The sequence below is a fragment of the Xanthomonas axonopodis pv. maculifoliigardeniae genome (assembly GCF_041519315.1).
GTDB lineage: Bacteria > Pseudomonadota > Gammaproteobacteria > Xanthomonadales > Xanthomonadaceae > Xanthomonas > Xanthomonas euvesicatoria.
Genome location: NZ_CP167998.1, coordinates 3,312,268 through 3,326,528, shown reverse-complemented (window position 1 = coordinate 3,326,528; position 14,261 = coordinate 3,312,268). Strand labels below are relative to the sequence as shown.

Sequence of the window (14,261 nt, the reverse complement as noted above, 5' to 3'; positions counted from 1 at the left end):
GCGCCTGACCAGCTGACTTCCGGCCCTTTCTGCCGGTCACGGGCAGTCTGTAGTATGTCCGGTCGCTGCAGGACATTCGCTGCATCACCACCACGGCATGACCAAAGGACAGGACATCGTATGACGCAGTACACCACCGTCGAATTGCACGGCCTGCTGGCCGAGCGCTACCGTGGCCAGTCAATCCAGGTCGAACTGATCGACGGCCTGGAGCCGGCCATCAATCTCACCCTGGCCGACCACGGCGACATGCAGATCCAGGTTGCCGCTTCCGGCTCGCAGGTTTTCGTGTCCACGCTGCTGGCCCATGCCGAGCACGTCAACGACCGCGCCGCCTTCAACGACGCCTGCCTGCGCCTGAATCCGCTCAACCCCTTGTCCAACCTGGGCCTGGTCCAGGTCGACGGCAAGGACCGTTACGTGGTGTTTGGCGAACTGTCGGCGTCCTCGACGCTCGACCAGATCGACGAAGAAATCCAGACCCTGGCGGCCAATACGTTGGATGCCGCCGAATCTCTCAAGCCGTTCTTTTCCTAAAGGCGTGTTGTCATGAGTATCTTTTCCAAGCTGATCACGCTGCTGCGTGGTACCGCACACGAAACCGGCCAGAAGGCCGTCGACGCCAATGCGCTGCGCATCCTGGATCAGGAAATGCGCGATGCCGGCGCCCAGCTCACGCGCTCGCGCGAAGAGCTCACCAAGCTGATGGCGCAGAGCAAGCTGGCCCAGCAGAAGATCGACGCACGCGCCGGCAAGATGGCCGAATACACGCGCTACATCGAAGGCGCGCTGGCCAAGAACGATGAAGCGCTGGCACACGATGTGGCGGTCAAGCTGGCCGCCCTGGAAAGCGAGGATGCCGGCGACAAGGCCTCCAAGACCGCGCTGGACCAGTCGGTGGTGACGCTCAAGGCCACCATCCAGAAGACCGAGAACCAGCTGCGCGGCATGCGCCAGCAGATCGATACGGTCAAGGCCACCGACGCGGTGCAGAAGGCGCAGGCCGCCATTGCCGCGCGCCACTCCGGCGCCAGCAGCAAGATGGGCTCGGCGCTGGAATCGCTGGAGCGCATCAAGGCGCGCCAGGCCGAAACCTCGGCGCGCATCGAATCGGCCGAAGAACTCGAAGCGTCCACCGGCGATGGCGATCTCAATCGGCGCCTGGCTGCGGCCGGCCTGATGGAAGGCGAATCCAACGCCGCTGCGGTGCTGGCACGCTTCAAGAAGCCGGCCGCGCAGCTGGGTCACGAGAACGCCGGCGGCACCGCGCCGCTGATTGGCCAGGTGCGCGACGTGCAGCAGGTTCCGCGCAGCGACAGCTGATCCATCGCACGGCACAGGATGCGCCATGATCATCGTTGGACGGCTGTTGCGGGTCCTGCGGCGCCACGTGCGCCGCGTCAGCTGGGGCATGGTGGCGCTGGCACTGCTGGCGCACATGGGGCTGAGCTGGTTGCTGCTGCTGTGGGCCGGCGAGCACAAGCTCGTCGGCCTGGACGCATTTCCGTACTACTACATGACCACTGCCACCACCATCGGCTACGGCGACCTGTCGCCGGGTTCGGTGGCCGGGCGCTATATCGCCGCGTTCGTGTTGATGCCGGGCGCGGTGGCGTTGTTCGCCACGGTGCTGGCCAAGACCAGCGGCGTGCTCATCACTTTCTGGAGGCGCCACCACATGGGCAAGATGGCCTATGCAGACCTGCGCGGGCACACCATTCTGATCGGCTGGCAGGGCGCCGCCTCCACGCGCCTGCTGGAATTGCTGCTGTCCGACACCGCCACCGATGACGAAGGCGTGGTGCTGATCGCCGAGGGCGTGGCGGAAAATCCGATGCCCGACCACATGCGCTTCATCGCCGCCGAGTCGTACACGCACACCGAGGTGTACCTGCGTGCCGGCATTGCCGGCGCGGCGCGGGTGATCGTCAACCCGCCCTCCGACGACCAGACCCTGGCGGCGGTGTTCGCGTTGATGGCGCATGCGCCGGCCGCGCATGTCGTGGCGCACTTCGATTCGGCCAGCGCGGCCCGATTGGTCAACTGCCATTACCCGGCCATCGAGTGCACGCGGCCGATGACCGCCGAGATCCTGGCACGTGCGGCGCAGGATCCGGGCAGTGCGGCGCTCACCGCCGAGCTGCTGTCGGTGGACGATGGTCCCACCCAGTTCAGTCTTGTTGTGCCTGCGAATGTGCAACCGCTGGATTACAGCCGGCTTGCGGCCGATTTTGGCCAGCGTGGCGCATTGCTGCTGGGCCTGCGCGCGCCCGACGGCGCGTTGCGCTTGAACCCGCCAGCACGCACCGCCGTCGCCGCCGGTGCCATGCTGTATTACCTGTCCGAGCAGCGCGTGCCGGCGCACGCCATCGCCTGGCAGGCCATGCGCAGCGAGGCAGCTTCCCTTCCCCCATCGCCACAAGGTGTCTGACGATGAGTTTTTTCAGCAAGTTGTTCGGTCAACCGCAACCGCCGCCGCTGCCCACTTCCGGAAGTGGCGCGATCGGTCACGCGCTGCCCCTGGGGCTGCGTGTCGGTGGTCAGGTGGAGATCGACACCACCCTGTACCGCATGGCGCCGGAGGCCATGACCGCCGAGTTGCCGGGCGGGCACCAGGGCATTCCCTGCTACGGTCACGTCAATCTGGGCGATGGCTATGCGCTGCATCGCTTCTACCTGGACGACGATGCGTTCCTGCAGGTCACCACCGTGGGGGGCGATCTGGAAGCGATGAAGGCCTTCGTGTATTGCGAAACGGTGAACCCGCCCAGCAAGCAGGCGTTTCAGGAGTTCGTGATGCAGCACCCGCACCTGGGCGCGGCGCAGATCGAGTACGCCGGCAGACAGTGGCAGCGCGCAACGCAATCCACCGATGACGCGTCACGGATTCCGCCGATCGCCTACGACGAAGTGCTGTACCGCTACCAGCCGCCGCGCCGCGATGGCGATCTGACCCATTACGCCATGCTCTACAGCCGCGATGTGCCGGAGCTGCAGCGCGAAGAATTCCTGCTGGTGACCGGCGAAGATTCCGGCCCCAACGAATTCTGCGTCACCTATGCGGTCGGTATCGATGTCACCGTTGCCGATCTGGATATCACCTGAGCGCGCCCGCGCGTCTTCCACCCACCTTGGTCCTGTCATGAATCCGATCAATCTGCAGAGTTTTCTCGCGTTTCTTTCCTATTTCGGTACCGGCCTGGGTGTGCTGATCGTCTCGGTGGTGCTGGTGACCCTGGTCACCCCGCATAAGGATTTCACCTTGCTGCGGCAGGGCAATGTGGCAGCGGCCACCGCGCTGGCCGGCAACCTGATCGGCGTGGCGCTGCCGCTGCACTCGGCCATCACCCACTCGGTGAGCCTGATCGACGCCCTGATCTGGGGCCTGGTGGCCTGCGGCATCCAGGTGGTGGCCTACCTGCTGGCCAATCTGGTGGCTGGGCGCATCTCGCGGCAGATCACCGACAACATCACCGCCGCCGGTATCTTTTCGGCCGGCGTGTCGATCGCGGTGGGGCTGATCAATGCCGCCGCGATCACGCCGTAACGGAGCGCGGGCATGAAGCGATCACGCAATCTCAAACTCACCCTGATGGCTGCGCTGCCGGCCGCCTTCGTCACCGGCTGCGGCTCGGAGCCGGAGACCGGTGTGGTGCTGCAATCGGCGTCGGACTGTTACCAGATCAAGCAGGAACAGTCCGATATCCAGCAATGCCTCAAGGCCTACGACGAGGCGGTGGCCAAGCATCAGCAGGCCGCGCCGCGCTTCACCACGCGCTACGAGTGCGATGAACAGTTCGGCAGCTGCACGGCGATCACCAATCCGCAGGGGCAGCAGAGCTGGATCCCGCCGATGGGCGGTTTTTTGCTGGGCTATGCGCTGGGCAATATGAGCGGCGGCGGTTACCGCTATGGCGGCTCGATTCCGCTGTACCGCGATTACCGTAGCGGCGGTTACTACAAGCCCAACGGCGATCTGGCCAGCAACCGCATTGGCACGGTGCGTGGGCGCAGCGGCGCCATCGACATGCCCACGCGCGCCATCACCGTGTCGCGTTCGGGCTTCGGTTCCAGCGCGGCGGCGCGCAGTTCGTTCGGCAGCGGCGGGCGCAGCTCGGGCTTCGGCGGCTGACATGCAACGCATCCTGATCCCCGAACGCGCGGACTGGCGCACGCAGGCCGAATCGCTGGGCTTTCACTTCCACACCATCGACGGCGAACCGTATTGGGACGAAAGCGCCTACTACGCGTTTTCGCTGCGTCAGATCGAAGATGACATCGAAGCGCCCACGCAAGAGTTGCACGACATGGCGATGCAGCTGGTGGACGAGGTGGTGGGCTCGGAAGCGCTGATGACCCAGCTGGCCATCCCGGCGTTCTACTGGGACTGGATCGCCAACTCCTGGAAAGGGCGCGACCCGCATCTGTATGGCCGCATGGACCTGGCGTATTCGGGCGATGGCCCGGCCAAGCTGTACGAACTCAATTACGACACGCCAACATCGCTTTACGAATCGGCCTACTTCCAGTGGCTGTGGCTGGAACAGCAGATCGCCAGCGGTGCGCTGCCCAAGGGAACCGATCAGTACAACCTGATCCAGGACCTGCTGTGCGAAACCCTAGGCGCGCTGGCCGTGGATGGCGCGATCGGCGCGCAGATGCATTTTGCGGCGGTGCGCGATTCGCTGGAGGATCGCGCCACCGTGCGTTACCTGCGCGACTGTGCGCACCAGGTGGGCATCAGCACCGAGGAAGTGGCCATCGAAGACATCGGCCTGAGTGCCGAGGGCTGGTTCACCGACGAACAGGACCGGGTGATCCACACGCTGTTCAAGCTGTATCCGCTGGAATTCATGATGGAAGAACGCTTCGGGCCGGCATTGATCGCCGACCGGGTGCGCCTGATCGAGCCGGCATGGAAATCGGTGTTGAGCAACAAGGGCATCCTGCCGCTGCTGTGGGACCGCCATCAGGGTCATCCGAATCTGCTGCCTGCCCGCTTTGCGCAGGCCGGTGAGGCACCAACCGCAGGCTGGGTGCGCAAGCCGCTGCTGTCGCGCGAGGGCGCCAACATCGCGCTGGTGACGGCGCAAGGCGAGGCCGCGCACACCGATGGCCCGTACGTGGACGGCCCGGCGATTCTGCAGGCGCATCACCCGCTGCCGGTGTTCGACGGGCGCCATGCGTTGGTGGGCAGCTGGGTTGTGGCGGATCGTCCTGCCGGATTGGGCATGCGCGACGACGCTGGCCCGATCACCCGCGACACCTCGCGCTTCGTGCCGCACGTCATCACCGATTGATGTGTATCGGCGGGTGCATCGCCAGTGCGAAGTGGCGGTGTCGCTAATTGGAGCAGGCCGTCCTTTGCGGCACACCTGCAGACGGGTGTGGGGAGGCATGCCCAGGGGGGGGCGGCGGCGACAACGCCACCGCGTTGGCTCCGCCGGTCGCGCATGACAGATGCGCCAGCGCCGCGCAAGGCCTCAGGCGCATGCAAGGCGACGCATCTTTTCCACATCCCCTGTGGATGGAAGTTGCACAAGGCTGTGGACAAGTGCGTGCAGGCCCCGGCCTGCAACGCTGTCAAGATGGGTGGCGAAAAAATGACCAGCGGTTCGAGGGGGGCTTTTTTCGTGTGCGGGTCCATGCGATCCCGGCAGGATCGGCAAAGTGGTCGGCGCTGCTAACGCTGTGGTCTCGGGCCGGCATCGAGCGACCCTCTCCATGTGGTGAACCTGGAGATCACCTCGGTCGTTGCGACCCGCCAAGCCTTGGGGCTCATTCGCGTGCTGCCATCGACCGGCCACGTTGCCTCGGCAATGTGGTATGGCGTTACGTCGATGCCGCGTAGTCGCCGCGGACGCCATCACACCCGCCGCGCCACAAAAAAGCTCGCCACCGCCAGCAACCACGCCAACGCGAACACGCTCAGGTAGGCGGCGCGCGTGGCCGATGTCAGCAGCGCGGCGAACACTGCGCCCGCCAGCGCCAGCATGGCCGCCACCGCGATGGCTTCGCTCAGTTGCAAGGCAGAGCTGTTGGCGCCTTGCTGGGCCGGTGGCGACAGCGACAGCATCACCACCGACAGGCTGGGATACAGCAGGCCCATGCCCAGGCCGGTCAGCGCCCAGCCGGCAATTGCCAACGGCACAGGAATCGGCGGCCACACCGCACCCGCGCTGATCGCAATGCCCAGCGTCATCAACAGCGCGCCGCTCTTGAGCAGGCGAGGGCGCGACCAACCGGCGCGGCTGTGGCCCTGGTACCACGAACCACCAAACCAGCCCAACGCACCCACGCTCAGTGCCACGCCGGCCAGCAGCGGCGAAAGCCCGCGTTCGCGCGACAGCAGCAGCGGCAAAAAGGCTTCAAAGCCGAAGAAGGCGGCCGCCGCAATGCCACGCAGCGCGATCACGCTCGGCAAGCCGCGCGCAAGCCGCAACGTACCAGCCGGCAGCAGGCGCCAGGCGCAATACGCGGTGAGCAACACGGCCGGCAGCATTGCGCCCGGCGCCAGCATGCCGTGCAGTTGCCCGCCCAGATACACGCCAAGCACGCCCATCGCCGCTCCGATAGCCCTCCCCATCGAGGCGGTTGGCGCCTCGGACCCGTCGCGTGTCCAGGCCTGTCCGCGCAGCGCCGGCCACAGCAGTAATCCAGCCGGAATCGCCAACAGCGGCACCGACAAAAATACCCAGCGCCAGCCCAGGTGCTGCACGATCAATCCGCTGATGCCCGGCCCGATCAACGAGGGCACCACCCACCCCGCCGAAAACGCGGCAAACACGCGTGGGCGCAAGACCTCCGGGTACAGCCGCCCCACGATGACGTATAGGGCCACCGAATAGGCGCCGGCCCCCAGCCCCTGCAGCAAGCGCCCGGCGATCAACATCGGCATGCTCGGTGCCAGGCCGGCGACCAGCAGGCCGACCACAAAGCACAACAGGCCGGCAGCCAATGCACCGCCAGGACCGGCACGGTCGCTCCAGCGTCCGGCCGCCGTCATCCCGATCACGCTGGTGGCCAGCGCGCCGCCGAACGCCAACGCATACAGCGGCAGCCCGTTCAACTCGCGCGCCACCGTTGGCATGGCGGCGGCAACCGCCAGCGACTCGAACGCGTTGAGCGACACTAGCGCCACCATGCCCAGCGTCGCCGCGCGGTAAGGCGCGGCCAGGATGGAGGTGGGCTGCGTTTGGATGGACAGCACTGCGGCAGGGATCGGTCTTTCGGTAGGCATCGAACATCCAGGAAGGAAACGTATATCGAGCCTTCGCCGGTACTTGCACCGGTGAAGGCCGCGCAGCATCCTGCCTCAACCTAAGTTGAGGTCAAGGCAATGCAACGTGAGTTGTCCGTGGGCGAGGTCGCCAAGCGCAGTGGTGTTGCGGTGTCGGCGCTGCACTTCTACGAGCGCAAAGGCTTGATCAGCAGCCTGCGCACCGCCGGCAACCAGCGTCGTTATGCGCGCGATGTGCTGCGGCGCATCGCGGTGATCCGCGTGGCGCAACGCCTGGGTGTGCCGTTGCAGCAGGTGCTCGATGCCTTCTCGGTGTTGCCGGATCAACGCACACCGACGCGTGCGGAGTGGGCGCGCATGTCGGCGCGTTGGCGGAGCCAGCTGGACGCGCGCATCAATGAACTGCAGGCCTTGCGCGACCAGCTCACCGACTGCATCGGCTGCGGCTGCCTGTCGCTGCGCCGCTGCCGCCTGAGCAATCCGGACGATGCCATGGGCCGCAGTGGTGAGGGGGCGTTGCGATTGGGTGGCCTGATGGCGGAGTAAGTCAGCCTGGCCAGCCGGCCCGGCGCATCGGGCCGAGCGGTAAGGGCCGAGCGGGGAGGGCCGGCGTCGCGCGGGCGCTCTGCGCGTGCGGCGCGTGCCTGGGCCTCCACCAGAGCAGCCATCGGCGGCTACCTCCCAAACCTCAGGCAGCCGCAACCGGGACCAATGGCATTCCCGCGCGCGGCAAACTGCGCCGTAGGATGGGAATTCCCTCCGCCGCAGGATTTCGCATGACCCCCACCGTGCGCCGATCACTCACCGTTGCATTGTCGCTGGCCTGCGTCGCTGCGGCGGCGCTTGCCGCTGCCGCGCCAGCCCGCGCCGCTCCCGCTGCCACGCCTGCGCCGGCGAGCGTGTTCGATCCGCTGGCCTTGTTCGCGCCCCTGCAATTGCCCGACGCTCCGAATAGCTACCGCAGCGGCAGCGGCGTACCTGGCCCGGCGTTCTGGCAGAACCGCGCCGATTACGATCTCAACGCGAGCATCGACCCGGCAACGCATTCCCTCAGCGGCGAGGCCGCCATCACCTACACCAACCACAGCCCCGACACGCTGGACGTGCTGTGGCTGCAACTGGACCAGAACATCTACCGCGCCGACGCGCGCGCTGCCGCCAGCCGGCCGCTCAAGCGCAAGGAGTTCACCGATGGCATGCAGATCGCCAGCGTCGAGATCGATCAAGGCGGGCGCCGCCAGCCGGCGCGCTTCATCGTCGACGACACCCGCATGCGGGTGGATCTGCCGCAACCGCTGGCCGGGCAGGGCAAGGCGCTCACCGTGCACATCCGTTACCGCTACACGATTCCCGGCACCTGGGGCGGGCGCACGGCGGTCAGTGCCAGCAAGCAAGGCGAGATCTACGAGATTGCGCAGTGGTATCCGCGCATGGCGGTGTACGACGATCTGCGTGGCTGGGACACGCAACCGTATCTGGGATCGGAGTTCTACCTGGAGTACGGCAATTTCGACTATGCCGTGACCGTGCCGGTGGGCTTTCTGGTCGCCGGCTCCGGCGCGCTGACCAATCCGCAGGACGTACTCAGCCGCACCGAACAGCAACGCCTGGAACACGCCCGCAGCAGCGACCGCACCGTGCTGATCCGCACGCCTGCCGAGGTAACCGCAGGTACGGCCAAACCGGCGGGCAAGGGCACGCAAACCTGGCGCTTCCACATGGATCACACCCGCGACGTCGCATTTGCCGCATCGCCGGCGTTCGTCTGGGATGCGGCGCGCATCAATTTGCCGGGCGGCAAGCACGCGCTTGCGATGTCGGTGTACCCGGTGGAAGGCGTGGGCGCAGACAAGTGGAACCGCTCTACCGAATACGTCAAAGGCGCCATCGAGCATTTTTCGCAGTGGTATCCGTATCCGTGGCCGGCAGCGATCAACCTGGGCGGCTATGGGGCCGGCATGGAATATCCGGGCATCGTCTTCGATGGTTTCGAAGACGGCGGCAAGGACCTGTTCTGGATCACCGCACACGAAATCGGCCACACCTGGTTCCCGATGATCGTCGGCTCCAACGAGCGCCGGCATGCGTTCATGGATGAAGGTTTCAATACCTTCATCGACGTGTATGCATCGGATGCGTTCAACAAGGGCGAATACGCGCCCAAGCGCGATTCGGAATATGCGCCCAAAGGTGGCAACCCGGTCGACGAAATCCTGCCGTTACTGGCCGACACCCACGCGCCGACGTTGATGGACAACGCAGATTCCACCAGCGAGACCTATCGCCATCCGCTGACCTACTTCAAGGGTGCTCTCGGCCTGGTGCTGTTGCGCGAGCAGATCCTGGGACCGGCGCGTTTCGATCCTGCATTTCGCAAATACATCGCCACCTGGGCTTACAAGCATCCCACGCCCTCGGACTTCTTCCGGCTGATGGAAAGCGAAAGCGGTGAGGACCTGTCCTGGTGGTGGCGCGGCTGGTACCTAAAAAATTGGCAGCTGGACATGGGCATCGCCGACGCGCATTACGTCGACCACGACCCGGCCAAGGGAGTGCAAGTCACATTGCGCAGCCGGCAGAAGTTGGTGATGCCGGCGACCCTGCGTGCGGACCTGGCCGATGGCAGCCATCTGGACCGACGCATTCCGGTGGAAACATGGCTGCAGACCACTACCCCCACAGTCACCGTGCCGACCACCCAGAGAGTGCTGCACGTCACTTTGGACCCGGACCATGTGCTGCCAGATGCCGACCGCAGCGACGCGCGTGTTGACATCACCGGCTGAGCATTGCGCTAGCGGGGGTGCCGACGTGGCCGCAGCGCGGTCGCGTCGGTGGCTGCGTGCGGCAACCGCCGACGAAAACGGAAACAAGCGCCTGCGTTGATCACCGGGCGAGCGCAGCAGTTGCCCGGCATCGATCGGCAGCAGACGACGTGGCTCCTGTGCGATGAGGATGGGTTCGCCCGACGACAAATTAGTGCGCTCGTTGTCTGCCCGGACGCGGCGCAATCGATTGCGAAGCGTGCACCGTCTCCTTCGCGCGCAATGCATGTCGCTGCACTGACACACAGGCGACGTGCAATCGGCAGGCGCATGCAGTGCGTTGCCGCGTCCTGTGCAGCGCCGACTTCGACATGCGCAATCCAGACGCGCGGCACTGCTCGTAAACCCAGATTTGCGCAATCGCCGTATTCGACTCCATTGCGACACGTTCATTGTGCAAATTTCACCGTTCGACCCGACGGTTTTTGCGTAATGCCGTGATAACGCTTACAGCCCCGCCAGTATTGAAAACCGCATGCGGGCTCAAGCGACTGCGGTATCGGCTGTAACAGTGCACAGCCATCACTATGCTGCAACGCACGGTGACAAGCCCTTTATGCCCTGACTAGGCTGCGCGGCATGTTAGCGCTATCACTGGCTGACACGTCGTGCAAAGAACCTGCAACAAACGCAACAATGGCGTGGCAACGCCTTTGCTGCGGCGGGTAGACGTGCACGCACATCGCAGGTCGACGGTCGAAGGGGCGATCGGCAGCCTGCGTGCTAGGGGACAGATCGAGGGCAACTGAGACAACGTCAAGCGGTTGTTGCGTGGTGCGTGTGGCGCGGTGCAAGGATGGAGATGCCATCAGGACATGTCCGATCCAGGCGCCGGCTGCGCCCGCACGACAAATGCATGGCGTTGGATTGGTGGCTCCAGCAGTTGCAGCAGCGTTGGCCACGGCCTGTCGGGCAGTGGCCACGATTCCGCCGTATCGCATGCCGCGATACCGGCCGTTGGCGGTTGGACTCCACTCCCGAGGACACATCGATGCGTCGTACGTTGAACAGCTTCAAGTCGAAGGCCATGTTCACCTTCGTTGGTGGCCTGTTGGTCATCAATCCCGCTTTTGCGCAGGATGTCGCTCCGCCGCCTGCACCGGCGCCGCAATCCAGCAGTGATTCCGCCACCACCCTGGATGCCGTCAACGTGACCGGTATCCGCAACAGTCTCAACCAATCGATGGGCATCAAGCGCGATGCCGCCGGCGTGGTTGATGCGATCAGCGCCGAAGACATCGGCAAGTTTCCGGACACCAACCTGGCCGAATCGCTCCAGCGCATCACTGGCATTTCCATCGAGCGCCGTGATGGCGAGGGCGCGCAGGTCACCGCACGCGGCTTCGGCCCGCAGTTCAACACCGTCACCCTCAACGGCCGCCTGATTCCCGGTGCCGATGCGTTCGGTGCGCCCGGCCAGACGCCGATCGGCGGCGTGGATGTCGGCACGCGCGCGTTCAACTTCGCCCAGCTCGCCTCCGAAGCCATTACCGGCATCGAGGTGTTCAAGACCAGCCGCGCAACGGCGCCCAGCGGCGGTATCGGTGCGACGATCAATATCCAGACCGACAAGCCGTTCAATCACGATGGCGTGGTGGCCAACGCCGGTGCCAAGATGGTGTCCGACCGCTCCGAGCCCTTCGGCGATTCGCTCACCCCGGAAGTGTCGGGCATCTTCAGCTATACCAACCCGGACAAGACCTTCGGTATCGGCCTGAGCGCCAGCTACCAGAAGCGCCATGGCGGTTCGGTCCAAGCCACCGAAAACACCTGGAACATCCAGCGTTGGACCGGTACCGACCCGGCACTGCGCCCGGACGCGGTGGTGACCAATGCCCCGGCGATCGGCCAGTTGTATGGCATGCCCAACGATCTGCGCTACGCATTCGCCGATTTCCAGCGCGAACGCATGAACGGCCAGGCGGTGATGCAGTTCGCACCGACCGACAGCCTGACCCTGACCCTGGATTACACCTACTCGGCCAACGAAATTCGCGAAGAGCGCGGCGAGCAGGGCATCTGGCTGCAGCGCGCCAACAGCTTTACCGATCTGACCTTCGATACCGGCCAGGCCGTGGCCACGCCGGTCTATCTGCGCGATGTGCCTAATGGCGCGAAGGACTTCGGCATGGAACAACAGCGCAACGAGCAGAAGTACACGCTCGGCTCGCTGGGCTTCAATGCCGACTGGCAAGTGAGCGACCGCTTTCAGTTGAGCTTCGATGCGCATAACTCCAAGACGCAAAGCTTGCCCAACGACCCGACCACGGGCGGCAGCGCGACCTACTTCAGTTTCGCCGGCACCAACAACTGCACCAATGGGCCGTACTGCGGCGGCCAATGGGGGCAGGAATTGTGGTTCAACAATTCCTTGCCGATCGGCGCACGCACCTGGTATCCCACTGCGGCCGATTCGCTGGCAAACACCAATGGCGTGGTCAATCCCGCATTCACGCCCGCCGAGCTCGGCTCGCAGGTGCTGCGCATTTTCTATCAGAAGCAGGTGACCGAAACCAAGGAAGGACGCCTGGACGGCAAGTTCGACTTCGACGACGGGCGCTTCCAGTTTGGCGTGAGTTCGACCAACACCACCATGCAACGCCGGGTCAGCGAGACCAACTCGCCGCTGGGCGATTGGGGCGTGGCCAATGCAGGCAACGAGCCGGGCATGGTCGCATTGCTGCAACCGGTGAGCATCACCGGCATGTTCAAGGATTTCAATCCCAGCGGCGCGGCGTCCAGTGCATGGCGTGGCGATGCCGATCAGCTGGCGCTGTGGGGCGGAAGCCAGTACGGCGCAACCACGCGCTACAACCCGCAATACACCGCAGACAACCGGGTGGAAGAAAAGACCCGTGCCGCCTACGTGCAGTTGGAACTTGCCGGTGCCATCGCCGGGATGACCACCAATACGCGGCTGGGTCTGCGCTACGAGCGCACCGACGTGGAGTCCACCTCGCAGGTGGCCACGCCCACCGCGCTACTGTGGCTGTCCAACAACGACTTCCAGTTGATCCGGTCTACCGACCAGCAGCCTTTCAGCGAGAAGACCAGCTACAACTACGTCCTCCCCAACATGGACTTCAGCATCGATTTCACCGATTCGCTGAAAGGCCGTGCCTCGTTCGGCCAGACCATTGCGCGCGCACCGTACAACAATCTCATCGCCGGACCCACGCCCAACACGCCCAACGGCTCGATCCTGATCAACCCGTCCAACCGCGCCGGCGGCGACTCGCAGACGCCCACGCTCGATCCGTTGGAATCGGACAACCTCGATCTGGCATTGGAGTGGTATTTCGCCGACGCCAGCTATGTGTCGGCGACGTTTTGGAACAAGCGCGTGAGCAATTTCATCGGTAATACCGTCACGCGTGAATCGCTGTACGGACTGACCGACCCCACTTCGGGGCCGGATGCCCAGGCCGCGCTGGCGTTCCTGCAAAGCGGTGCCTGCGCCGCACAGGTGGGCGCGGCCGGCAACGATGTCGCGGGCGCGTGTTCGGCCAACGACACCTCGCTGTTTGCGGCCATGGCACTGCTGCGCAATGCTGCTGCCACCGGCGGGCTGAGCGCCTACAACGGCAGTTCGGCGCAAAGCCTTGCGTTGGAGAATGCCTACGATATCGCCGGCAATGCCTCCGACCCGCTTTATCAGTTCGATGTGTCGCGGCCGATCAACCAGAACAAGGCCAACATCCACGGCTGGGAACTCGGCGGCCAGTACTTCTTCGGTAGCACCGGCTTCGGCATCTACGCCAACTACACCATCGTGGAAGGGGATGTGGCGTTCGATAACACCGTGATCGATCGCGATCAGTTTGCCTTGCTCGGTTTGAGCGACACCGCCAACGTCATGCTGATGTACGAGAAGTATGGCTGGAGCGCACGCCTGGCCTGGAACTGGCGTGACGAATACCTGATCGCTGCCAACCAGGACAATGCCAACCGCAACCCGTACTACGTCGAGCCGTATCAGCAGTTCGACCTCAGCGTCAGCTACGCCTTCAACAAGCAGCTGTCGGTGGGCTTCGAGGCGATCAACCTGACCGGTGAAGACGTCCGTTGGCACGGCCGCTCGGAGAAGCAGATCATCCGCCTGATCGACCAGCAACCGCGTTACACGCTGGGCGTGCGGTACGCGTTCTGATCCATCACGCGTTGTTAGCCGTCAATCCTGCGGCCGCCATCGTGTG

11 protein-coding genes are annotated in these 14,261 nt (G+C 64.7%); 10 read left to right on the top strand and 1 reads right to left on the bottom strand.

Going from position 1 to position 14,261, the window contains the following annotated elements:
- The first annotated feature begins 120 nt into the window (after positions 1-120).
- Genes ACDH77_RS14430 through ACDH77_RS14400 form a run of 7 tightly spaced genes read left to right on the top strand, consistent with a single transcriptional unit; the run spans position 121 to position 5,300 of the window.
- Positions 121-537, top strand: coding sequence for a YjfI family protein (locus ACDH77_RS14430; protein WP_041469747.1), 417 nt, complete (start codon positions 121-123; stop codon positions 535-537).
- 12 nt (positions 538-549) lie between these two features.
- On the top strand, positions 550-1,323 hold the full coding sequence (locus ACDH77_RS14425; protein ID WP_011348181.1) for a PspA/IM30 family protein: 774 nt from the start codon (positions 550-552) through the stop codon (positions 1,321-1,323).
- A 25-nt stretch (positions 1,324-1,348) separates the two neighbouring features.
- Positions 1,349-2,431 (top strand): potassium channel family protein, encoded by a 1,083-nt coding sequence (locus tag ACDH77_RS14420; protein ID WP_046931902.1) that lies wholly within the window; start codon positions 1,349-1,351, stop codon positions 2,429-2,431.
- Entirely contained in the window at positions 2,428-3,105 is a 678-nt protein-coding gene (locus ACDH77_RS14415) for a YjfK family protein (RefSeq protein WP_171309888.1), read from the top strand. Before ACDH77_RS14420 ends, ACDH77_RS14415 begins: the two co-directional genes overlap by 4 nt.
- Before the next feature lie 37 nt (positions 3,106-3,142).
- A complete protein-coding gene (locus ACDH77_RS14410; protein ID WP_003489536.1) occupies positions 3,143-3,547 on the top strand; it encodes a DUF350 domain-containing protein in 405 nt (134 codons plus the stop codon).
- Positions 3,548-3,559: 12 nt separating this feature from the next.
- Positions 3,560-4,132: a DUF1190 domain-containing protein gene (locus ACDH77_RS14405; RefSeq protein ID WP_008573065.1), complete on the top strand. Its 573-nt coding sequence runs from the start codon at positions 3,560-3,562 to the stop codon at positions 4,130-4,132.
- 1 nt (position 4,133) lies between these two features.
- Entirely contained in the window at positions 4,134-5,300 is a 1,167-nt protein-coding gene (locus ACDH77_RS14400; protein WP_109290838.1) for a glutathionylspermidine synthase family protein, read from the top strand.
- 566 nt (positions 5,301-5,866) lie between these two features.
- Here the strand turns inward: ACDH77_RS14400 and ACDH77_RS14395 are convergent.
- Complete coding sequence (locus tag ACDH77_RS14395; protein ID WP_031423644.1) at positions 5,867-7,240, bottom strand: MFS transporter; 1,374 nt, start codon at positions 7,238-7,240, stop codon at positions 5,867-5,869.
- A 99-nt stretch (positions 7,241-7,339) separates the two neighbouring features.
- Here ACDH77_RS14395 and soxR point away from each other — a divergent pair, with 99 nt between their 5' ends.
- From soxR to ACDH77_RS14380, 3 genes are all read left to right on the top strand, one after another.
- On the top strand, positions 7,340-7,786 hold the full coding sequence (gene soxR / locus ACDH77_RS14390; protein ID WP_031423642.1) for a redox-sensitive transcriptional activator SoxR: 447 nt from the start codon (positions 7,340-7,342) through the stop codon (positions 7,784-7,786).
- Between the two features lie 230 nt (positions 7,787-8,016).
- Positions 8,017-10,026: a M1 family metallopeptidase gene (locus ACDH77_RS14385; RefSeq protein ID WP_031423640.1), complete on the top strand. Its 2,010-nt coding sequence runs from the start codon at positions 8,017-8,019 to the stop codon at positions 10,024-10,026.
- A gap of 1,030 nt (positions 10,027-11,056) precedes the next feature.
- On the top strand, positions 11,057-14,215 hold the full coding sequence (locus tag ACDH77_RS14380; RefSeq protein WP_008573056.1) for a TonB-dependent receptor: 3,159 nt from the start codon (positions 11,057-11,059) through the stop codon (positions 14,213-14,215).
- Positions 14,216-14,261: the final 46 nt, after the last annotated feature.

Excerpts from the sequence above, each read along its gene's own strand:
- ACDH77_RS14400 (WP_109290838.1), top strand. The coding sequence starts at position 4,134 with ATGCAACGCATCCTGATCCCCGAACGCGCGGACTGGCGCACGCAGGCC.
- soxR (WP_031423642.1), top strand. The coding sequence starts at position 7,340 with ATGCAACGTGAGTTGTCCGTGGGCGAGGTCGCCAAGCGCAGTGGTGTT.
- ACDH77_RS14385 (WP_031423640.1), top strand. The coding sequence starts at position 8,017 with ATGACCCCCACCGTGCGCCGATCACTCACCGTTGCATTGTCGCTGGCC.
- ACDH77_RS14420 (WP_046931902.1), top strand. The coding sequence starts at position 1,349 with ATGATCATCGTTGGACGGCTGTTGCGGGTCCTGCGGCGCCACGTGCGC.
- ACDH77_RS14425 (WP_011348181.1), top strand. The coding sequence starts at position 550 with ATGAGTATCTTTTCCAAGCTGATCACGCTGCTGCGTGGTACCGCACAC.
- ACDH77_RS14405 (WP_008573065.1), top strand. The coding sequence starts at position 3,560 with ATGAAGCGATCACGCAATCTCAAACTCACCCTGATGGCTGCGCTGCCG.
- ACDH77_RS14410 (WP_003489536.1), top strand. The coding sequence starts at position 3,143 with ATGAATCCGATCAATCTGCAGAGTTTTCTCGCGTTTCTTTCCTATTTC.
- ACDH77_RS14395 (WP_031423644.1), bottom strand. The coding sequence starts at position 7,240 with ATGCCTACCGAAAGACCGATCCCTGCCGCAGTGCTGTCCATCCAAACG.
- ACDH77_RS14380 (WP_008573056.1), top strand. The coding sequence starts at position 11,057 with ATGCGTCGTACGTTGAACAGCTTCAAGTCGAAGGCCATGTTCACCTTC.
- ACDH77_RS14430 (WP_041469747.1), top strand. The coding sequence starts at position 121 with ATGACGCAGTACACCACCGTCGAATTGCACGGCCTGCTGGCCGAGCGC.